We start from the raw sequence: 19,598 nt of genomic DNA, 5'->3' as shown, positions 1-19,598 counted from the left end.
AGGGTGTGTCAGTCGATATCAATGTTGCCTGACACATCGCTTTCGCGAGCAAGCCCGCTCCCACATTTGATCGGTGTCGCTCTTAAGTTTCGGGCAAACCATTCCCCCTGTAAAAACAGGATTACGGGTGCTTGATGGCGTTGAGTTTCATCCCGCCGGCCAGCGGCAAATCACCTTCAAGTTCTGCAAGGCCGGCGGTTTTCACCGCTTCCGGGTCTTGCACATGGCCGTGCTGCAAGTAACCCAACAGGTTGCCCACCAGCGGGTTATGACTGACCAGCAACGCGTGATCCACAGACACCAACTGCTCCGCCACCGCTTGAGGGCGATTGTCGGGGGTCAGCCAGTCGACGGTGCGAATCTCCGGCGCGAAATTCAGCGCTGTACGCACAATTTCTGCGGTCTCCTGCGCTCGCAGGTAAGGACTGGCGTAGATCGCGGTCAGCGGCTTGCCGGCCAACTCGGCGGCAGTGCGCAGCACTTCTTCACGACCATGGGCGGTCAGTGCCCGTTCCGAATCAGGACGTTTGCCGTGTGGCTCGGCTTCCCCATGACGCAGTATCCAGAGTTTCATAGCTTGGGTTCCTCATCTCGGGCCGGGTGTGGTGCCGGCGCCACAGTGTGCGGCGCTTCACCTTCCGGTGTACGCGGCGTCGGCCAGTCGGCGAACGGCCACGGCTTCTGATCACTGTGGAAACTGCCGAATCGACCGATCTGCGCCAGGAACTGGCTCAGGCTGTCGCCGAAGTTCATCAGGCTGGCGCTCGGGGCGCCATATATCAAACGATAGATCAACTGCACCAGCACCACGGCGCCAAGGATGAACTGCGCCACTTGCCAGACCAGCACATAGACGATCATCCACAACACTCGCAGCAGGATGGATTCGTACTTGTCCTCTGTTTTCGGATCGTTCATGTCTCGCTCTCCCTGATGCTTAGTTGAAACCACTGGTGGAAATAAAATCGACGTCGGTTTTCGGCTCGGCACGCATCAATAGACCGATCACCTGCTCCAGCGTGCGCCCTTCGAACAGGATGGCATGCAGCCCGGCGACCAGCGGCATGTACACGCCCACTTCCTGCGCCTTGGTCTTGAGCACCTTGAGGGTGTTGACCCCTTCAGCGACTTCGCCCAGGCGCGTCACTGCATCTTCCAGGCTCAAGCCCTGACCGAGGGCGAACCCGACCTGGTAGTTACGGCTTTTCGGCGACGAGCAGGTGACGATCAAATCGCCGACGCCCGCCAAACCGAGGAAGGTCATCGGATTGGCGCCCTGATTCACCGCAAAGCGGGTCATTTCCGCCAGCGCCCGGGTGATCAGCATGCTTTTGGTGTTTTCGCCCATGCCCATCGCCACGGCCATGCCGGCAATGATTGCGTAGACGTTTTTCAACGCCCCGCCCAGCTCCACGCCATAGCGGTCGGCGCTGGCGTATACGCGAAAGGTCTTGCCGTGCAGCGCTTCCTGGACCCGCTGGCAGAGTTCTTCGTCTTCGCTGGCGACCACCGTGGCGGTCAGTGCATGCTCGGCGATTTCACGGGCCAGGTTCGGCCCGGACAGCACGCCGATGCGCGCTTGCGGGGCGATCTCTTCGAGGATTTCGCTCATCAGTTTGAAGGTGTGGGCTTCGATGCCTTTGGTCAGGCTAACCAACAATTTGCCGTTCAAACGTTCGGCGTGCGGCATCAATACCGAGCGCAGCGCGCTGGAAGGCAGTGCGACGAAGCACAAGTCGCAGGCTTGCAGAGTGGCCAGCAGGTCGGTGACCGCTTCCACGGCCGGCAGAATCTTGATGCCTTTGAGGTAACGCGGGTTCTCGCGATTGACCCGAATGGCCTCAGCCTGCTCGGGGTCACGCATCCACAGCCGGACCTGATGCCCGTTCTCGGCCAGCAGATTAGCCACGGCGGTACCAAAACTTCCGCCTCCCAGGACCGCAATTGGGCGCTGTTCAGTCATATGCAATCCGTTAATCCATACCAGTGGCGATGTCGGCATTATACGGAGCGGCCCAGTGGCGGCCAGCCCCCGCATCAATTACCGACACTTGTAGGAAGAAGACCAAGAAAACCGAGGAAAATGCCCACAACGTGACTGGAAAAGTCATTGCGCTCGGTTAACATGCGCGCCAATTGTTCGCTATCAAGGATGTGTTGTGTCGTTTGGCTCCCCATCACCTCGCTCGCCGCTGGTACTGGCGCTGATGTTCAGCTCGCCATTGCTTGCCGACGACTTGTTCCTCGACAGCGAGCCGCTGCCGCAAGTATTGACCGCGACGCGACTCAAGCAGTCGCCGGCCGCAGTACCGGGGAGCATGACAGTGATCGACAGCGAACTGATCACCGCCAGTGGCGCCCGGGACATCAGTGAGTTGCTGCGACTGGTGCCGGGAATGATGGTCGGCAACATCAACGGCAACCAGGCGGCGGTGAACTATCACGGCACCAATGCGACTGAAGCGCGACGCATGCAAGTGTTGATCGACGGCCGCTCGGTGTACCGCGCAGGCCTGGCCACCGTGGACTGGAGTGACATTCCGGTGGCCCTGGAAGACATCGAACGCATCGAAGTTTTCCGTGGCCCGAACACCGTCAGCTATGGCGCCAATGCGCTGATGGCGGTGGTCAACATCATCACGCGCAATCCGGCCGACAGCCACGGCACGCGAATGAAAGTCACCCGTGGGCAGCGCGGCATCGACGACTTTTACGCCAGCCAGGGCGTGGGCTGGGACGGCGGCGACCTGCGCCTGTCACTGTCCGGCCAGCAAGACGACGGCTTCGACTCGGACCGCAATGGCGCCGACTACCGCGACAGCCGCCGCTTGAACCGCTTCAACCTCGCCGTCAGCCAGACGCTCACTGAAAACCAGAGTATCGACTGGCAATTGAATGCCAAGGACGGGAGCAACCAGCGGCCGTATACCTACCGCCCGGTCTTCTCGGGGATTACCGCTGCCGGGAACAATTCCGACGTCGTCGCCAAGGACTACGCCGGCTCGCTGCGCTGGAACCTCGACATCAATCCCGATCACAGCCTTTACATCCAGGGCTCGGCGCAGCACTGGGATCGTCAGCAGACCTGGCGTGCCTGCGATGCCGAAGTTTCGTTCAGCCCGCAGTTGACCGAACTCTGGCAGCTCAACCCGAATTACACCGAACGCCTGGCACGCAACATGGAGCGCTACACCGGCCCCGGCGCGCCCGCAGGTGACCCGACCCAGCGCGCACTGGCCAATCAAGTGCTCGACCAATGGCGAAACGGCGCCCGGCAAACCCTCTGTGGCGATATTGACCAGAGCACCCGGGAATCGCGCTACGACCTTGAATTACAGGACACCCTCAGCCTGTCCGACAGTCTGCGGCTGGTCAGCGGCATGAACTATCGTTACGACCGGGCAGATTCCGAGACCTACTTCAATGGCACCCTCGACGACACCACCTGGCGGGCGTTCGGCCAGCTCGAGTGGCGCGCCACCGAGCATTGGTTGCTGCAGGGCGGTGCGATGTTCGAAGACACGCAATTGATCGGCAGTTCGCTCAACCCTCGAGTGGCAGTCAACTACCTGATCAACCCGCGCCATGGCCTGCGAGCGGTGTATTCGGAAGCCATCCGCTCGCCGGACATGTTCGAGAACAACGTCAACTGGAGCTATCAGGTAAAGAACCTGCGACCCAGCGCCTATGGCCAGTCCAGTGCCCGTTATTTCGTCAAGACCCGTGGCCCCGGCAACCTCGAACAGGAATACATGCGCTCCCGGGAGCTGGGCTATAACGGCTACTTTGCCGAAGTGGGGCTGGCGGTCGATGTGAAACTGTTCTACGACGAAATCACCGGGATGATCAGCGAACCGCTGCGCAACAATCAGTACATCGCCAGCAACTCAAATAGCGCGCGCCTCGAAGGGGCAGAAACCCAGCTCGACTGGAGAATCAGCAGCGCCGATCGCCTGCGTCTGACGTATGCCTACGTCGATGCCGAGGCGAGCAACCCGCAGGATGCCCAACAGACCGCCCGAAACAGCGGTTCCGCCGGGTGGCTGCACAACTGGGGCCACGGCTGGAACAGTGCGCTCTTCTACTATGGTGACGATGCCCTGAACGGCTACCGCTTCGAACGGGTCGACACGCGCATCGCCAAACGCATCGGCCTGGGCAAGGCCAGCCTGGAACTGGCCGGTGTGCTCCAGCAACGCCTCGACAGTCAGCCCACAACCTTCGTCGACAATAACTACGACGAGCGCCGGGTGCTTTACTTCAGCGCAGAGCTGGCGTTCTAAGATGCGGTATAGCCCGTCACGCAAGACGCCAATCCTTGGCCGCCTGCTGGCCGGGCTGTGCCTGGTGTTTGCCGGACTGCTGAGCAGCCTGGCGGCCAGCGCCGCGGACATTTTGCTGACCGGCGCCGAGGACAGCCCCGGCGCGCAATCCTTCGTCCAGGCCCTGCACGAGATGCGCCCTGACGACAGCGTGCGTTTCCAGACACTGGCCAGTCTGCCGGAGCCAGGCAAACTGCCCGCCGGTACCCGTCTGATTCTGCTCGACCTGCCAAGCCTCGACTGGCGCCTGCAAGACTCCCAAGGCCCGGCGACGTTGGTCCTGCGCATCAGCCGCCTGCAAGCCCGCCAGCGTCTGGGGACCACCCTGCCCTCACACCTCAGCCTGCTTTGGAGCGATCAGCCTCTGGACCGGCAATTACGTCTGACCCGGCTCCTCCTGCCCCATGCCAAACGCGTGGGTGTGCTCTTCGACAGCCACAGCGAATTCCTGTTGGAAGAATTGCATCAGGCCGCCCACTCCCTGGGCCTTGAGGTGGTCACCGAGCGTTGGGACAACACCAATGACAGCCGACCATTGCAGACTCTGCTGAAAAACAGCGACGTGTTGCTGGGCCTCGACGACCCCGATTTGTACAACCCGAAAACCGCGAAGAACCTGCTGCTTAGCAGCTACGCGCGGCAAATGGCGCTGATCGGGCCCAATCCCGGATTCGTCAAGGCTGGCAGCCTGGCCAGCACCTACAGCGATCAGAGTGATTGGCTGGAGATTCTCAATGAGCTGCTCGACCGACCACCAACGACATGGCCACGCGCGCATTACCCGCAACATTTCAAAGTCTTGAGTAACCCGCAGGTGGCTCGTTCATTAGGTATAGAACAGATGCCTGATGCGTTTGTCGCAACACAGCTGGCCGCAGGAGAACGCCACCCATGACTTTTCGTCGCCGTTGGGACATCAACACCCGCACCCAAATCATCAGCCTCGGCCCTGCCCTGTTACTGACGTTGCTGTTGATCAGTTTCTTCACCTTCGTGCGGATCCAGGACCTGCGTCAGGAGCTCAATCACACCGGGCAACTGATCGCCAACCAACTGGCACCGGCCACCGAATACGGGGTGATCTCAGGCAACAACGAGGTGCTCGACAGTTTGCTCAAGGCTACCCTGGCCACGCCCAATGTGCGCTTTCTGGAAGTCCAGGACAGCGCCAACCGGATTCTGGTGTACGTCGAGCAACCGTCGGAAACCCACAACCGCTCGCACCAGGTCGAAGTGTTCCAGGCCCCGGTGCGGCTGCAACGCATTCAGCTGCACAATGATTTCCTGCAGGGCAGCCGCGTCGCCAACACGACGCCCAGCGAGGATTATCTGGGTCGGGTGATCGTCGGCCTGTCCAATGACGCCTTCAGCCAGCGCCAGCAGGAAATCCTGCTCAAGGCCGGGATCCTGGCGCTGTTCGCCCTGCTGTTTACTTTTCTGCTCGCCCGGCGATTGGCCGGCAGTCTGTCACAACCGATCCGCGACATCGGCAACGCGGTCAAGGCGATTCAGGACGGCGACTACAAAACGCCGCTGCCGATCGTCGACGACACTGAACTGGGCGCGCTGTCGCAACACATCAACAACCTCGCCAACGGACTCGAACAAGCCAGTCGCGAACAGCATCAAGCGATGGCGCAGTTGATTCAGACTCGCGAGGAAGCGGAAAAGGCCAACAACGCCAAATCCGATTTCCTTGCGATGATGAGCCACGAACTGCGCACGCCGATGAATGGCGTGTTGGGCATGCTGCAACTGCTGGAAACCACCGAAATGACCGAGGAGCAGGTCGAATACGCGGCGCTCGCCTCGGAGTCCACCGAACACCTGCTCAAAGTCATCAACGACATTCTGGATTTCTCGCGCATCGAGCGTTCGGAACTGGAGCTGGAACACATTCCATTCAACCTCGCAGACCTGATCGGCAGTTGCGCCCAGTCGTTCTCGCACGGCGCCATGCAACGCGGGCTCGACCTGGCGCTGTCGATTCCGGACGACATGCGCGCGTTGCAGGTGCAGGGCGACCCGACGCGGATCCGGCAGATCCTGGTCAACCTGATCGGCAATGCGCTGAAATTCACCGAACAGGGCTGCGTCAGCATCGAACCGCAATGGCAGTCGCTGGATCATGAATTGCTGTGGTTCACCTGCACTGTGCGCGACAGCGGGATTGGTATCTCGGCTGAAAGCCTGGAATTGATGTTCAACGCCTTCCAGCAGGCCGACAGTTCTATTTCGAGGCGTTACGGGGGCACCGGGCTGGGTCTGCCGATTGCTCGCACGCTGGCTGAACGCATGGGCGGCACGTTGCGCGCCCAGAGCGAGGAAGGTCGCGGCTCGGTGTTCACCCTGGAAATCCCGCTGGCGCTCTATAAACAGACGCTGCCCGTGCTGGTGCCGCGCATACCGACCGGCAGCGGTGATGGCGAAGGGCGCAACGTGTTGCTGGTGGAAGACAATCCGGTCAATCAGACGGTCATCGAAGCAATGTTGCGCAGTCTGGGCTTTACTGTCAGCGTCGTCACCGATGGCGCCCAGGCTGTGCGCAGTGCGGAGAGTCTGATTTTCGAAGCGATTCTGATGGACTGCCGGCTACCGATCATCGACGGCTACGAGGCCACCCGACAGATTCGCCAATTACCCGGCTGCACAGACTTGCCGATCATCGCGCTGACCGCCAACGCCTTGCAGGGTGACCGCGAAGCCTGTTTATCGGCGGGAATGAACGATTACCTGGCCAAGCCCTTCAAACGCACAGATTTGCAGCAAATTCTGCAGCGCTGGGTGCAGTAGTGCAGGCCTTTCGGCTATCTGCGACTGGCGTGAAAGGCGAAAGTGCGGCAGTCTTAGGCACCCGAACAGGCCCGAAAAGGGGCTTGAATAATAATTTCAGTGCACAAGTGTACATTCATGTCCTTGGTGCTGTGACTTTCACCACAACGCAATAGTCTATGAGTAGGCTGCTGACTCGAGGCATGAACGCTTCGATCGGCCGGGAAGATTTGCCCCACCTGCCGCATGGGACTATTGAGGAGCTCGCATGACCCAACAAAACGCCTTTACTCGGGAAGACCTGCTGCGCTGCAGTCGCGGTGAGCTGTTCGGCCCAGGTAACGCACAACTGCCCGCCCCGAACATGTTGATGGTGGATCGCATCACCCATATCAGCGCCGAGGGTGGCAAGTACGGCAAGGGTGAATTGGTCGCCGAGCTGGATATCACTCCGGACCTGTGGTTCTTCGCCTGTCACTTCGAAGGCGATCCGGTGATGCCAGGCTGCCTGGGCCTCGACGCCATGTGGCAACTGGTCGGTTTCTTCCTCGGCTGGCAAGGTCTGCCGGGCCGCGGTCGCGCCCTGGGTTCGGGCGAAGTGAAATTCTTTGGTCAGGTTCTGCCGACCGCCAAGAAAGTAACCTATAACATTCAGATCAAGCGTGTACTGAAGGGCAAGCTGAACCTGGCCATCGCCGATGGTTCGGTCAGCGTCGACGGCCGCGAGATCTACACCGCCGAAGCCCTTCGGGTCGGCGTTTTCACCTCCACTGACAACTTCTAAGGGTTATCCGCATGCGCCGCGTCGTTATCACTGGTCTGGGCATCGTTTCGTGCCTGGGCAATGACAAAGAGACCGTCTCCGCTAACCTGCGTGCAAGCCGCCCTGGCATCCGGTTCAACCCGGAATATGCTGAAATGGGTCTGCGTAGCCAGGTTTCCGGCTCCATTGACCTTCCCCTCGAAGAGCTGATCGATCGCAAGATCTATCGCTTCGTCGGCCACGCGGCGGCTTACGCCTACCTGGCCATGAAAGACGCCATCGCCGACTCAGGTCTGACCGATGAGCAGGTTTCCAACGTGCGTACCGGCCTGATCGCCGGTTCCGGTGGCGCGTCGACCTTGAACCAGATGGAAGCGCTGGACATCCTGCGCGAAAAAGGCGTCAAACGTGTAGGCCCGTACCGCGTCACGCGGACCATGGGCAGCACCGTTTCGGCTTGCCTGGCGACGCCGTTCAAGATCAAGGGTGTGAATTACTCGATCTCCTCCGCGTGCGCCACCAGTGCTCACTGCATCGGTAACGCTGTGGAGCAGATCCAGTTGGGCAAGCAGGACATCGTGTTCGCCGGCGGCGGTGAAGAAGAACACTGGAGCCAATCGTTCCTGTTCGACGCCATGGGCGCACTGTCCAGCCAGTACAACGAAACCCCGGAAAAAGCTTCCCGTGCCTACGACGCCAAGCGTGACGGTTTCGTCATCGCCGGCGGTGGCGGCATGGTCGTGGTCGAAGAGCTGGAACACGCTCTGGCCCGCGGCGCGAAGATCTACGCGGAAATCGTTGGCTACGGCGCGACCTCCGACGGCTACGACATGGTCGCCCCAAGCGGCGAAGGCGCCATCCGTTGCATGCAGATGGCCATGGCCACCGTTGACACTCCGATCGACTACCTGAACACCCACGGCACTTCGACTCCGGTCGGCGACGTCATGGAAATGAAAGGTGTGCGTGAAGTGTTCGGCGACAAGGCTCCGGCCATCAGCTCCACCAAGAGCCTGTCGGGTCACTCCCTGGGCGCCGCCGGCGTTCACGAAGCGATCTACTGCCTGCTGATGATGGAAGGCAACTTCATGGCGGGTTCCGCCAACATCGACGAACTGGACCCGGAAGTGGCTGACATGCCGATCCTGACCAAGACTCGTGAAGACGCCACCATCAACACCGTGATGAGCAACAGCTTTGGCTTCGGCGGCACCAATGCCACGCTGGTACTGAAGCGCTGGGCCGGTAAGTAATACCTCCCCCGCTACGCTGCACACAAAAACGCCCCGACTGGTTCGGGGCGTTTTTTTGTGCCTGAAAGATTGAACACCGCAATCCCTGTGGGAGCGAGCCTGCTCGCGATGACGGCACCACATTCAACATTTCTGTATGAATAAGACCGCTATCGCGAGCAGGCTCACTCCCACAGGTTTTGTGTGAAGCCAGACATTTTCTTCAATGCGAACATGAAGCTTTTGTCATGAAACTCAGCGGCCTGCGACCGAATGCCGCGCGCTTCAAGGGCTGCAGGATTTTCTCTGTTTTTGCAAAAGTCCGTTACCAAACCCAGTCGTTTACTTAGCAGGCTAACCAAACATATAACGGAGTCCTGCACACGCCTTGCTGCAGATAACAGAGATTGGAGCTAGCAGATGACTGTAAAAGTAACTGAACGCGACGATTCACATAAGTCCCACGAAGGCGTAGCCGCCGGTATCCGGATCTGGGACGTTCACCAACAAGACATGCTGGTGGGGATGTTCCACTCCGAAACCGATGCCCACAGCTACAAGGCCGAACTGGAAAAACTGGAGCAGCAACGAGCGCTCCAATCCGCATAAGCAATGACAGCATTGAAAACGACAAACCCCGCCATGAGCGGGGTTTGTCGTTGTTGCAGCCTTTAACGGCTTACCACATCAGATCGTCCGGGATCTGATAGGCCGCGTACGGATCGTCCTCGACAGCGACTTCTTCGGTCTTCACGTTCATCTGCACGATACGCTGTGGGTCGCGCTCCTGGATCTTCAGGGCCGCCTCACGCGGGATCACTTCATAACCGCCGGCGTGGTGGACGATGGCCAGCGAACCGCTGCTGAGCTTGTTGCGCATCAGGGTGTTGACGCAGATGCGCTTGACCTTCTTGTCGTCGACGAAGTTGTAGTAGTCCTCGGTCGTCAGCTTCGGCAGACGCGAGACTTCGATCAACTGTTTGACCTGAGCAGCGCGAGCCTTGGCCTCGGCCTTCTCCTGTTGCTGACGGTTCAGCTCCTGATCGCGCTTGACCTTCTCGGCCATGGCTTCCTGAGCCGCCCGCTGCTGCGAGTCATCGAGTTCGATCTGGCCTTTGTGGGCCAGACGCTGCTGTTTCTGCTTCTCTTTGCCGACCTGTTTGGCCTGCTTCTGGTTGACCAGCCCTGCTTTGAGCAACTGGTCGCGAAGGGAAATGCTCATGGTGCTTATTACTCACTTAGGCAACTGCTCAACCGCAGCTGGGCAAATTCTTTTCCTGACGTTTGGCTTCGCCCCACAAGGCGTCCAACTCTTCGAGGGTGCAATCTTCTATGGGACGGTGGGTGTCGCGCAATGCCTGTTCGATAAAACGGAAGCGTCTTTCGAACTTGCTGTTGGCGCCACGCAGCGCAGTTTCGGGGTCGACCTTGAGATGACGCGCCAGATTGACCACGGAAAACAACAGATCACCGACTTCATCGGCAATCGCTACCGAGTCATTGTCGGCCATGGCTTCGAGCACTTCATCGAGCTCTTCGCGCACTTTGTCGAGCACCGGCAAGGCGTCAGGCCAGTCGAACCCGACCTGCCCTGCGCGCTTCTGCAACTTCGCCGAACGGGACAATGCCGGCAGTGCTGCGGGTACGTCGTCGAGCAAGGACAGTTGCGTTGGCGTGGATGATTTCTCGGCGCGTTCCTCAGCCTTGATCTCTTCCCAGCGCTGCTTGACCTGATCTTCATTCAGACGCGGAACATCCAGCGGTGCGTACAAATCACCCGTGGGAAAAACGTGAGGATGACGGCGAATCAATTTGCGGGTGATGCTGTCGATGACACCGGCGAATTCGAAGCGCCCTTCTTCCCGCGCCAGCTGGCTGTAATAAACCACCTGGAACAGCAAATCCCCCAACTCACCCTGCAAGTGATCGAAGTCTCCGCGCTCGATGGCGTCGGCGACTTCGTAGGCTTCTTCCAGCGTGTGCGGGACGATGGTTTCGTAGGTTTGCTTGATGTCCCACGGGCAGCCGTACTGCGGGTCGCGCAGACGGCTCATCAAGTGCAGCAAGTCTTCAAGGCTGTACATCAATCATGTCTCATCACAAAAACCTGTGGGAGCGAGCCTGCTCGCGATAGCGGACTTGCAGACAACACAGATGTTGACTGAAATACCGCCATCGCGAGCAGGCTCGCTCCCACATTGGTCATCATTACGGCGTCCGGTTACGACGGGTTTCGATGATGTTCGGCAACTGGGAAATCCGCCCCAGCAACCGCCCCAGCGCATCCAGCCCCGGAATCTCGATGGTCAGGGACATCAACGCGGTGTTGTCCTCTTTGTTCGAGCGGGTGTTGACCGCCAGCACGTTGATCCGCTCGTTGAGCAGCACTTGCGAAACGTCACGCAGCAGACCGGACCGGTCGTAGGCGCGGATGATGATGTCCACCGGATAGGTGAGCACCGGCACCGGCCCCCAGCTGACCTGGATGATCCGCTCGGGTTCGCGGCTGCCCAGTTGCAGCACCGAGGCGCAGTCCTGACGATGGATGCTCACGCCGCGGCCCACGGTGATGTAACCGACGATCGCATCCCCCGGCAGCGGCTGGCAGCAACCCGCCATCTGGGTCATGAGGTTGCCGACGCCCTGGATCTGGATGTCGCCGCGCTTGCCCGGTTTGTAGCCGGTGGCCTTGCGCGGAATCAGTTCCAGCTGTTCGTTGCCGCGCTCCGGCTCGACCAGTTGCTGCGCCAGGTTCACCAGTTGCGCCAGACGTAAATCGCCTGCGCCCAACGCGGCGAACATGTCTTCGGCCACCTTCATGTTGGCCTTTTCGGCCAGCTTGTCGAAATCCACCGCTGGCAGACCGAGGCGACTGAGTTCACGCTCCAGCAAGGTTTTACCGGCGGCGACGTTCTGGTCGCGCGCCTGCAACTTGAACCAGTGAACAATCTTCGCCCGTGCCCGCGAGGTGGTGATGTAACCCAGGTTCGGGTTCAGCCAGTCGCGGCTCGGGGTGCCGTGCTTGCTGGTGATGATCTCGACCTGTTCACCGGTTTGCAGGCTGTAGTTGAGCGGCACGATGCGCCCGTTGATCTTCGCGCCACGGCAGTTGTGACCGATTTCGGTATGCACGCGGTAGGCGAAGTCCAGCGGCGTCGCGCCCTTCGGCAAGTCGATGGCGTGACCGTCCGGGGTGAAGATGTAGACCCGGTCCGGCTCGATATCGACCCGAAGCTGTTCTGCCAGGCCGCCGATGTCGCCCAATTCTTCATGCCACTCGAGGACCTGACGCAGCCAGGAGATTTTCTCTTCGTAGTGGTTGGAGCCGGATTTGACGTCGGTGCCCTTGTAGCGCCAGTGCGCGCAAACGCCCAGCTCGGCTTCTTCGTGCATGGCGTGGGTGCGGATCTGCACTTCCAGCACCTTGCCCTCAGGGCCGATCACCGCGGTGTGCAGCGAGCGGTAGCCGTTCTCTTTCGGGTTGGCGATGTAGTCGTCGAATTCTTTCGGGATGTGCCGCCACAGGGTGTGGACGATACCGAGTGCGGTGTAGCAGTCGCGCATTTCCGGCACCAGCACGCGAACGGCGCGCACGTCGTAGATCTGGCTGAATTCCAGACCCTTACGCTGCATTTTGCGCCAGATCGAATAGATGTGTTTGGCCCGGCCGCTGATGTCGGCGTCGACGCCGGTGGCGGTCAGCTCATTCTTCAGTTGGCTCATCACGTCGGCGATGAAGCGCTCGCGATCCAGACGTCGCTCATGAAGCAACTTGGCGATCTGCTTGTACTGATCGGGCTCAAGGTAACGAAAGGACAAGTCCTCCAGTTCCCACTTGATATGACCGATACCGAGACGGTGAGCCAAAGGCGCGTAGATGTCGAAGACTTCACGGGCGACGCGGTTGCGTTTTTCGTCATCGGCGGTTTTCACCGCACGGATGGCGCAGGTGCGTTCGGCCAGTTTGATCAGTGCAACGCGAACGTCGTCGACCATGGCGACCAGCATCTTGCGCAGGTTTTCGACCTGGCCCTGCGTGCCCAGCACCAGGGATTGGCGGGGGCTGAGGCTGGCGCTGATCGCCGCCATGCGCAGCACGCCGTCGATGAGCTTGGCGACCACCGGACCGAAGCGCTGGCTGATCGCCGGCAACTCGATCTGGCCTTCGCGCACGCCGCGATACAGGATCGCGGCAACCAACGAATCCTGATCGAGTTTGAGGTCGGCGAGAATCTCGGCGATCTCAAGGCCCGTGCGGAAACTCGAGGTCCCTTCGGACCACAGGTTTTTCGCCGCATTGGCTTGTTGTTCAGACGTACGAGCAAACTCGCACGCTTCCTTCAAGGCTTCGCGATCCAGTGCCGGATCGACACTGACCGCATGATCGAGCCAAGCCTCGAGATTGATACTGCCGTCGGTGTTGATCGGCTGGTGTGCTCTCACCTGTACCATCTTGCTTACCTTCCCTACGACGCAGATTCAATGCGTCAAATCGCTGACCTTTCGTTACCCTTGGACGCTCGCGGGGCTAATGCGAGAGTGGCGTGGGCAGGCCAGTCGGACCAGACGAGCCGTCCTAGCTCGCTTCAAATAACGCCATGGCCTCGACATGTGCCGTCTGAGGAAACATATCGAGAATCCCGGCACGTTTTAACCGGTAGCCCTGCTTGATCAATTCGACCGTATCGCGCGCCAGCGTTGCCGGATTGCACGACACATACACCAACCGTTTGGCGCCCAGGGACGCAAGCTTGCGCACTGCCTCGAAAGCACCGTCACGCGGTGGGTCCAAGAGTACCGCACAAAAGCCTTCCCGCGCCCATTCGGCATCGGTCAAAGGCTGGGATAAATCGGCCTGAAAAAACTTCGCATTATGAAGATTGTTGCTAGCAGCGTTCGCGGCTGCCCGCTCGACCATCGCCTGCACACCTTCCACCGCCACCACTTCGCGAACGACCTTGGCCAGCGGCAATGCGAAGTTACCCAAACCACAGAATAGATCGAGAACCCGTTCATCCGCCGTCGGCTTCAGCCACTCCAACGCCTGGGCGATCATCGCTTCATTGACCCCGGCGTTGACCTGGATGAAATCTCCCGGTCGGTACGCCAGGTTCAAATCCCACTGTTCAAGTCGATAACCCAACGACTGGTCAGCCTCGACCGGTTGCGGTTCACCGTCACCGTGCAGCCACAATTGGGCTTCATGGAAGGCGCAGAAATCCTTGAGGATCGTCATGTCGGCGTCGGACAGCGGCGCCATGTGCCGCAACAAAACCGCCAACGACGAACCGCTGAACAATTCCACATGCCCCAGCGCCTGAGGTTTGCTCAAGCGCCGGAGCATTTCCGGCAAGCGGGTCATGATCGGTTGCAAAGGCTGTACCAGCACCGTGCATTCGTTGATCGCAACGATGTCCTGACTGCCAGCGGCGCGGAAACCGACTTCGAGTTTTTTCGCTTTCATGTCCCAGCGCACCGCCACTCGGGCGCGACGCCGGTAACCGAATTCCGGACCGCTCAAAGGCGCGGCCCATTCTTCGGGTTCGACACCGGCGACCTTCGACAATTGCTCGGCGAGCATGCGCTGTTTCAGGGCGAGTTGTTCGTTGTGCGGCAAATGTTGCACGCTGCAACCGCCACAGCGACCGGCATGCGGGCACGGTGCCGGGCGGCGCAGTTCGCTGGCCTGGAACACCCGCTCGGTGCGCGCCTCGACCACTTTGCCGTGGGCACCCAACACGCGTGCTTCGACTTCTTCACCGGCCAATGCGCCGATGACGAACCAGGTGCGACCTTCAAAAAACGCGATACCGCGACCGTCATTAGCCAGGCGCTCGATACTCAAGCGCTGCTTTTTGCCAGTCGGAATTTGCGGGGCCTTGCTGCCGCCGGTGGGCTGGAAGCGCAGGCCTCTCTCTTGCTTGGCCATCAGTTGGGCGCGTCGAAAATGCCGGTCGACAAGTAACGGTCGCCACGGTCGCAGATGATCGCGACGATCACCGCGTTTTCAACTTCTTTGGACAGACGCAGCATCGCTGCTACCGCACCGCCCGAGGACACGCCGCAGAAGATGCCTTCTTCGCGGGCCAGACGACGGGTCACGTCTTCGGCTTCGCTTTGCGCCATGTCGACGATCCGGTCCACGCGCTCGGCCTGGTAGATCTTCGGCAGGTATTCCTGCGGCCAGCGACGGATGCCCGGAATCGCCGAGCCTTCCATCGGTTGCAGACCGATGATCTGCACGCTCTCGTTCTGCTCTTTCAAGTAGCGCGAGACGCCCATGATGGTACCGGTGGTGCCCATGGAGCTGACGAAATGGGTGATGGTGCCTTCGGTCTGACGCCAGATTTCCGGGCCGGTGGTGGTGTAGTGCGCTTCGGGGTTATCCCCGTTGGCGAACTGATCCAGCACCTTGCCGCGGCCTTCGGCTTCCATTCGCTGGGCGAGGTCGCGGGCGCCTTCCATGCCCTCTTCCTGGGTAACCAGAATCAGCTCGGCGCCATACGCCGTCATGGCGGCTTTACGCTCGGCGCTGGAGTTGTCCGGCATGATCAGGATCATCTTGTAACCCTTGATCGCGGCGGCCATCGCCAGGGCGATCCCGGTGTTGCCCGAGGTCGCTTCGATCAGCGTATCGCCGACGTGGATCTGCCCGCGCAGTTCGGCGCGGGTGATCATCGACAGCGCCGGACGGTCCTTGACCGAACCCGCCGGGTTATTCCCTTCGAGCTTGAGCAAAAGGGTATTGCTGGTGGCGCCAGGCAGGCGCTGCAAACGGACCAGCGGAGTGTTGCCGACGCAATCGGCGATGGTTGGGTACTGCAAGGTCATGGCGTATTCGCAATCCAGACTGCGGGGGCGCCTATCATACCGGCAAACGTCGGCAGGCCATATCACGCAAAGTATGGTGCTTATGGTTTATGGGAATAAGTGGCTGGATCAGTACTCTTCGCCTTGCGCGAGATTCAATGCATAGAACTCATGCAACTTGGCCTGCAACAACTGTTTGTCCGGTAGCTGCACCTGGTATTCAGCGATCAGCGCTGGCGACAAGCTGCGGTTAAGGGCGTACTCGACCACCTCGTCATCCTTGCTGGCACACAGCAACACACCAATGGCCGGGTTTTCGTGGGGTTTGCGTTCATTGCGATCCAGCGCTTCCAGATAGAAGTTCAGCTTGCCCAAATACTCCGGTTCAAAACGACCGACCTTAAGCTCAATGGCTACAAGACAATTAAGGCCGCGATGGAAGAACAGCAGATCCAGGGCGAAATCACGCCCGCCGACTTGCAGCGGGCGTTCAGAGCCGACAAAACAAAAGTCGCGACCCAGTTCGATCAGAAATTCCTTGAGGCGCGCCAGCAACCCTTTATGCAGATCGGTTTCGCCATGGCTGGAGGGCAAGTCGAGAAACTCGAGCATGTAGGCGTCGCGGAACACGTTCAGTGCCTCAGGGTGAGTTTGTCTCAGCACTGCAGTGGCTTTTGCCGGTTGGGTCACGCTTCGCTCGAACAGTGCAGCTTTGAACTGACGCTCCAGTTCACGCTTCGACCATTTTTCCTGAACAGCCAAACGGACATAGAACTCCCGCTCTTCCGGCCGTTTACTCTGGCTGAAAATGATCAGGTTGTGCGACCAGGACAATTGTCGCACCAGTGGTGCGACTTTCTCTTCAGCGTGATAAGCCTCATAGAACTGACGCATGCGGAACAAGTTCGACCGGGTAAACCCACGCAACCCCGGTTGAGTCTGAGCCAGATGCTCGGCCAGCTGACTGACCACAGAATCGCCCCATTCGGCTTTTTCCAGCTTGCGACTGATGTAAGCACCCACCTGCCAATACAGCTCGATCAACTGGGTATTCACCGCCTGTATGGCTTGCTGCTTGGCACTTTGAATCAGCGCCAGCACTTCATTGAAACGGTCTTCGGTTGTGCTGCCGGGGACGCTGGGTGCAGTCATGCCGAACTCCTGGAGGACGAAGGAAAACGTGAATCTATTCCGTCGAATCAGGCACAAGGTGTCGGCAATGACCTTTAGGAAAGGTCGTACAAAAAAACGGGAACGCTCCGGCAAAATCAGATCAATGGTGGATGGGAGGGCCTCTTCGTCGGAACGCCGCCCGGAGCAAGCCAGCTCCCACATTTGTCCGAGGTTGATCACACACTTTGTGTTCGACTCACCTCTAATGTGGGAGCGGGCTTGCTCGCGAAAGCAGTCTGACAGTCAACACTTCCATCAGCCAATAACCGCATATTCAGCCGCAACCCGGTCTCAGTATTCTCAGCCCACAAACTCCCGCCCTGACGCTGCACCGCATTCCTCGCAATGCTCAACCCCAAGCCAAATCCACCATCCCCCGGTCGCGATCCGTCGAGTCGGATGAACGGCGAGAAGATCCGCTCCAGATCTTCATCAGCCACCCCGCCGCCCTCATCCTCCAGCCACACCTGCCAGAAGTCACCATCGCGCTGCCCACCCAGACGCACAACGCCGCCCTGCGGTGAATGACGAATGGCATTGCGCAGGATGTTTTCCAGCGCTTGAGCCAACGTATTGAGATGGCCGCGCACCCAGCAGGACGAATCCACCGCACACTGCAACTGGCTCGCCGGCCAGCCACTTTCATAGCAGGCATTTTCCGTGAGCATTTCCCACAACGCCTGAACCTGGATCGATTCGTCGGGCAACCGAGTGCGCTCGGTGTCGAGCCAGGCCAGTTGCAGGGTGTCTTCGACCAGACGCTGCATGCCATCGACCTCTCGGCTAATGCGCTCGCGCAATTGCGTCAACCCCTGCTCGCTTTCGCTGGCCACCCGCAGGCGACTCAGTGGCGTGCGCAACTCGTGGGACAGGTCGCGCAGCAGTTGTTGTTGCAGGGCCACCGTGCTTTGCAGGCGCTCGGACAGGTGATCGAAGGCCCGGCCCAGTTCACCCAGCTCATCCGGGCGATGGGTGATGCGGCTCGACAACCGCACGTTCAACGGGTCGGCACGCCAGGCATTGGCCTGTTCGCGCAGACTGTTCAAAGGCACGACCAGCAACCGATACAGACCGACGCACAGCAGCAAGGTGAACAACCCGGGAATCACCCCGTTGGTGATCACCCGCCAGAACACCCGGTAACGGCCAGGCACGAAACGCTGGGGCAGTTCGATCACCAGGCTGCCAGCGGACGGATCCTTGGGAAAAGGCACTCTCAACCACGGCAAACCTTTGGTATGGCGACTCGTCGGCCAATCCAGACCGCGTAAAAAGGTCAGGCGCCGGGTTTCTATTTCCGTCAGCGGGTAACTGCTCAATGACTGCAAATCACCGCCAATCACACCGACCCATGTCGACTCGCGATGTCCGACGCTGTGCAACCAGGCATCGATGCCCGCACTCTGGCGCTCATTCCACACCTGCTCGGCCTCGGCGGCGTAGCGCATCAGCGTGCCCCGTGCCTCGTCGGACAGGAACAGGTTTTTCTGTTCCATGTAGCGCCCCCAGGACCAACTGAGCCAGATCATCAGCAGACAGAACGCCACCAACAAACACGCCAGTTTCCAGAACAGCGAATGCCTGCCCGGCAGGTCAGTCCACTTCATCGACCGCACTCAATACGTAACCCTTGCCCCACACCGTGCGCACTTCGCGCTCGAGGTAACCGACGGCCTTGAGCTTGCGGCGGATCTGGCTGATGTGCATGTCGAGGCTGCGGTCATGGGGCGCGTAACCGCGCTGCAGCACATGCTGGTAAAGGAAGGCTTTGCTCAGGACTTCATCGCCATTGCGGTTCAGCGTTTCCAGCAACCGATATTCGCTGCGGGTCAGGCCGGCAGCGTGTTCGCCATAAAAGACATCACAGCCTTCATCGTCGAAACGCAGGCTGTCCGCCGAAGGCGCAATCGGTGCCGGCGCTGGCCGGCGGTCGAGCGCGACCCGTCGCAGGATCGCTTCGATGCGCACCCGCAACTCGACCATGCTGAAGGGTTTGGGCAGGTAGTCATCGGCGCCCAGGCGAAAACCACTGATGCGATCCGCCTCGGCACCGAGCGCCGACATCAGAACCACCGGAGTGGAATGGCTCTGGCGCAATTGCGTCAGTACATTCAGCCCGTCCAGGCCCGGCAGCAGAATATCCATCAGCACCACATCGAAGGCTTGCTGGCGGGCGATGTTCAAGCCTTCCAGACCGTTCTGGCACCACGTCACCTGAAAACCGCAACGTCCCAGGTGTTCATGAACATAAGCACCGAGTACGAGGTCGTCTTCTATAGACAGGATACGAGGGTGTCCAGCAGCGATGGGAGTCATGACTATCTGCAAATAATTCTCAGTTGTGGATTATTCAAGATTGCCTTGCTGCGGGCAACACAAGGTTTGCCCGTGAGGTAAAAGTGGCGATCCTGCCGACGAATGCCGACATCAATTTTACGAAGATTGCCCGCCTGCAAATCGCTACACTGCGCAGGTGGCGCGTGCTGGACGTACGTGCAGGTCATTAAATCGCTGGATGCAGGAGAG

General features: G+C 59.7%; 17 protein-coding genes. 6 read left to right on the top strand and 11 right to left on the bottom strand.

Annotated features, from left to right (window positions below; genetic code table 11):
- Nucleotides 1-121 precede the first annotated feature (121 nt).
- From sixA to KW848_RS18145, 3 genes are read right to left on the bottom strand one after another with little or no spacing between them, the layout of a single operon-like run.
- A complete protein-coding gene (sixA, locus tag KW848_RS18155; RefSeq protein ID WP_008148035.1) occupies nt 122-574 on the bottom strand; it encodes a phosphohistidine phosphatase SixA in 453 nt (150 codons plus the stop codon).
- Nucleotides 571-918 (bottom strand): DUF4389 domain-containing protein, encoded by a 348-nt coding sequence (locus KW848_RS18150; RefSeq protein WP_008148033.1) that lies wholly within the window; start codon nt 916-918, stop codon nt 571-573. Before KW848_RS18150 ends, sixA begins: the two co-directional genes overlap by 4 nt.
- Before the next feature lie 19 nt (nt 919-937).
- Nucleotides 938-1,963 (bottom strand): NAD(P)H-dependent glycerol-3-phosphate dehydrogenase, encoded by a 1,026-nt coding sequence (locus tag KW848_RS18145; RefSeq protein ID WP_192411042.1) that lies wholly within the window; start codon nt 1,961-1,963, stop codon nt 938-940.
- A 196-nt stretch (nt 1,964-2,159) separates the two neighbouring features.
- Between KW848_RS18145 and KW848_RS18140 the strand changes: the two genes are divergently transcribed.
- The 6 genes from KW848_RS18140 to KW848_RS18115 all read left to right on the top strand — a co-directional run bounded on the left by KW848_RS18140 (nt 2,160) and on the right by KW848_RS18115 (nt 9,698).
- On the top strand, nt 2,160-4,283 hold the full coding sequence (locus tag KW848_RS18140; RefSeq protein ID WP_218537631.1) for a TonB-dependent receptor domain-containing protein: 2,124 nt from the start codon (nt 2,160-2,162) through the stop codon (nt 4,281-4,283).
- Between the two features lies 1 nt (nt 4,284).
- Nucleotides 4,285-5,217 carry an ABC transporter substrate-binding protein gene (locus tag KW848_RS18135; RefSeq protein ID WP_218537630.1) on the top strand — a complete coding sequence of 311 codons (933 nt, stop codon included), beginning with the start codon at nt 4,285-4,287 and terminating at the stop codon, nt 5,215-5,217.
- Nucleotides 5,214-7,115, top strand: a complete 1,902-nt coding sequence (locus KW848_RS18130; protein ID WP_111451718.1) for an ATP-binding protein — start codon at nt 5,214-5,216, stop codon at nt 7,113-7,115. The genes KW848_RS18135 and KW848_RS18130 overlap by 4 nt, the downstream gene beginning before the upstream one ends.
- A gap of 247 nt (nt 7,116-7,362) precedes the next feature.
- Complete coding sequence (gene fabA / locus KW848_RS18125; RefSeq protein ID WP_111451717.1) at nt 7,363-7,878, top strand: 3-hydroxyacyl-[acyl-carrier-protein] dehydratase FabA; 516 nt, start codon at nt 7,363-7,365, stop codon at nt 7,876-7,878.
- Between the two features lie 11 nt (nt 7,879-7,889).
- Nucleotides 7,890-9,110 (top strand): beta-ketoacyl-ACP synthase I, encoded by a 1,221-nt coding sequence (fabB, locus tag KW848_RS18120; RefSeq protein WP_192411046.1) that lies wholly within the window; start codon nt 7,890-7,892, stop codon nt 9,108-9,110.
- 399 nt (nt 9,111-9,509) lie between these two features.
- Nucleotides 9,510-9,698, top strand: a complete 189-nt coding sequence (locus KW848_RS18115) for a hypothetical protein (protein WP_008148017.1) — start codon at nt 9,510-9,512, stop codon at nt 9,696-9,698.
- A 70-nt stretch (nt 9,699-9,768) separates the two neighbouring features.
- Here KW848_RS18115 and KW848_RS18110 read toward each other — a convergent pair whose 3' ends face one another.
- From KW848_RS18110 to KW848_RS18075, 8 genes are all read right to left on the bottom strand, one after another.
- Nucleotides 9,769-10,311 carry a DUF2058 domain-containing protein gene (locus tag KW848_RS18110; RefSeq protein WP_111451715.1) on the bottom strand — a complete coding sequence of 181 codons (543 nt, stop codon included), beginning with the start codon at nt 10,309-10,311 and terminating at the stop codon, nt 9,769-9,771.
- Nucleotides 10,312-10,339: 28 nt separating this feature from the next.
- The gene (mazG, locus tag KW848_RS18105) at nt 10,340-11,173 is read right to left on the bottom strand and encodes a nucleoside triphosphate pyrophosphohydrolase (RefSeq protein ID WP_218537629.1); all 834 of its coding nucleotides are present in this window, start codon (nt 11,171-11,173) and stop codon (nt 10,340-10,342) included.
- A 124-nt stretch (nt 11,174-11,297) separates the two neighbouring features.
- Nucleotides 11,298-13,541 (bottom strand): GTP diphosphokinase, encoded by a 2,244-nt coding sequence (gene relA / locus KW848_RS18100; protein WP_192411048.1) that lies wholly within the window; start codon nt 13,539-13,541, stop codon nt 11,298-11,300.
- A gap of 124 nt (nt 13,542-13,665) precedes the next feature.
- On the bottom strand, nt 13,666-15,018 hold the full coding sequence (gene rlmD, locus KW848_RS18095; RefSeq protein ID WP_008148009.1) for a 23S rRNA (uracil(1939)-C(5))-methyltransferase RlmD: 1,353 nt from the start codon (nt 15,016-15,018) through the stop codon (nt 13,666-13,668).
- Entirely contained in the window at nt 15,018-15,920 is a 903-nt protein-coding gene (cysM, locus tag KW848_RS18090; RefSeq protein WP_008148007.1) for a cysteine synthase CysM, read from the bottom strand. The genes rlmD and cysM overlap by 1 nt, the downstream gene beginning before the upstream one ends.
- A 108-nt stretch (nt 15,921-16,028) precedes the next feature.
- Nucleotides 16,029-17,051: a YhcG family protein gene (locus KW848_RS18085; protein WP_218537628.1), complete on the bottom strand. Its 1,023-nt coding sequence runs from the start codon at nt 17,049-17,051 to the stop codon at nt 16,029-16,031.
- Nucleotides 17,052-17,248: 197 nt separating this feature from the next.
- A complete protein-coding gene (locus KW848_RS18080) occupies nt 17,249-18,679 on the bottom strand; it encodes a sensor histidine kinase (protein ID WP_218537627.1) in 1,431 nt (476 codons plus the stop codon).
- Entirely contained in the window at nt 18,666-19,388 is a 723-nt protein-coding gene (locus KW848_RS18075; RefSeq protein WP_218537626.1) for a response regulator transcription factor, read from the bottom strand. Before KW848_RS18075 ends, KW848_RS18080 begins: the two co-directional genes overlap by 14 nt.
- Nucleotides 19,389-19,598: the final 210 nt, after the last annotated feature.

The organism is Pseudomonas sp. PDM25, assembly GCF_019219045.1.
GTDB lineage: Bacteria > Pseudomonadota > Gammaproteobacteria > Pseudomonadales > Pseudomonadaceae > Aquipseudomonas.
The sequence above is the reverse complement of the archived record's forward strand: the minus strand, read 5'-3'. Positions and strand labels throughout refer to the sequence as shown.

Excerpts from the sequence above, each read along its gene's own strand:
- sixA (WP_008148035.1), bottom strand. The coding sequence starts at position 574 with ATGAAACTCTGGATACTGCGTCATGGGGAAGCCGAGCCACACGGCAAA.
- KW848_RS18150 (WP_008148033.1), bottom strand. The coding sequence starts at position 918 with ATGAACGATCCGAAAACAGAGGACAAGTACGAATCCATCCTGCTGCGA.
- KW848_RS18145 (WP_192411042.1), bottom strand. The coding sequence starts at position 1,963 with ATGACTGAACAGCGCCCAATTGCGGTCCTGGGAGGCGGAAGTTTTGGT.
- KW848_RS18135 (WP_218537630.1), top strand. The coding sequence starts at position 4,285 with ATGCGGTATAGCCCGTCACGCAAGACGCCAATCCTTGGCCGCCTGCTG.
- KW848_RS18130 (WP_111451718.1), top strand. The coding sequence starts at position 5,214 with ATGACTTTTCGTCGCCGTTGGGACATCAACACCCGCACCCAAATCATC.
- fabA (WP_111451717.1), top strand. The coding sequence starts at position 7,363 with ATGACCCAACAAAACGCCTTTACTCGGGAAGACCTGCTGCGCTGCAGT.
- fabB (WP_192411046.1), top strand. The coding sequence starts at position 7,890 with ATGCGCCGCGTCGTTATCACTGGTCTGGGCATCGTTTCGTGCCTGGGC.
- KW848_RS18115 (WP_008148017.1), top strand. The coding sequence starts at position 9,510 with ATGACTGTAAAAGTAACTGAACGCGACGATTCACATAAGTCCCACGAA.
- KW848_RS18110 (WP_111451715.1), bottom strand. The coding sequence starts at position 10,311 with ATGAGCATTTCCCTTCGCGACCAGTTGCTCAAAGCAGGGCTGGTCAAC.
- mazG (WP_218537629.1), bottom strand. The coding sequence starts at position 11,173 with ATGTACAGCCTTGAAGACTTGCTGCACTTGATGAGCCGTCTGCGCGAC.
- relA (WP_192411048.1), bottom strand. The coding sequence starts at position 13,541 with ATGGTACAGGTGAGAGCACACCAGCCGATCAACACCGACGGCAGTATC.
- rlmD (WP_008148009.1), bottom strand. The coding sequence starts at position 15,018 with ATGGCCAAGCAAGAGAGAGGCCTGCGCTTCCAGCCCACCGGCGGCAGC.
- cysM (WP_008148007.1), bottom strand. The coding sequence starts at position 15,920 with ATGACCTTGCAGTACCCAACCATCGCCGATTGCGTCGGCAACACTCCG.
- KW848_RS18085 (WP_218537628.1), bottom strand. The coding sequence starts at position 17,051 with ATGACTGCACCCAGCGTCCCCGGCAGCACAACCGAAGACCGTTTCAAT.
- KW848_RS18080 (WP_218537627.1), bottom strand. The coding sequence starts at position 18,679 with ATGAAGTGGACTGACCTGCCGGGCAGGCATTCGCTGTTCTGGAAACTG.
- KW848_RS18075 (WP_218537626.1), bottom strand. The coding sequence starts at position 19,388 with ATGACTCCCATCGCTGCTGGACACCCTCGTATCCTGTCTATAGAAGAC.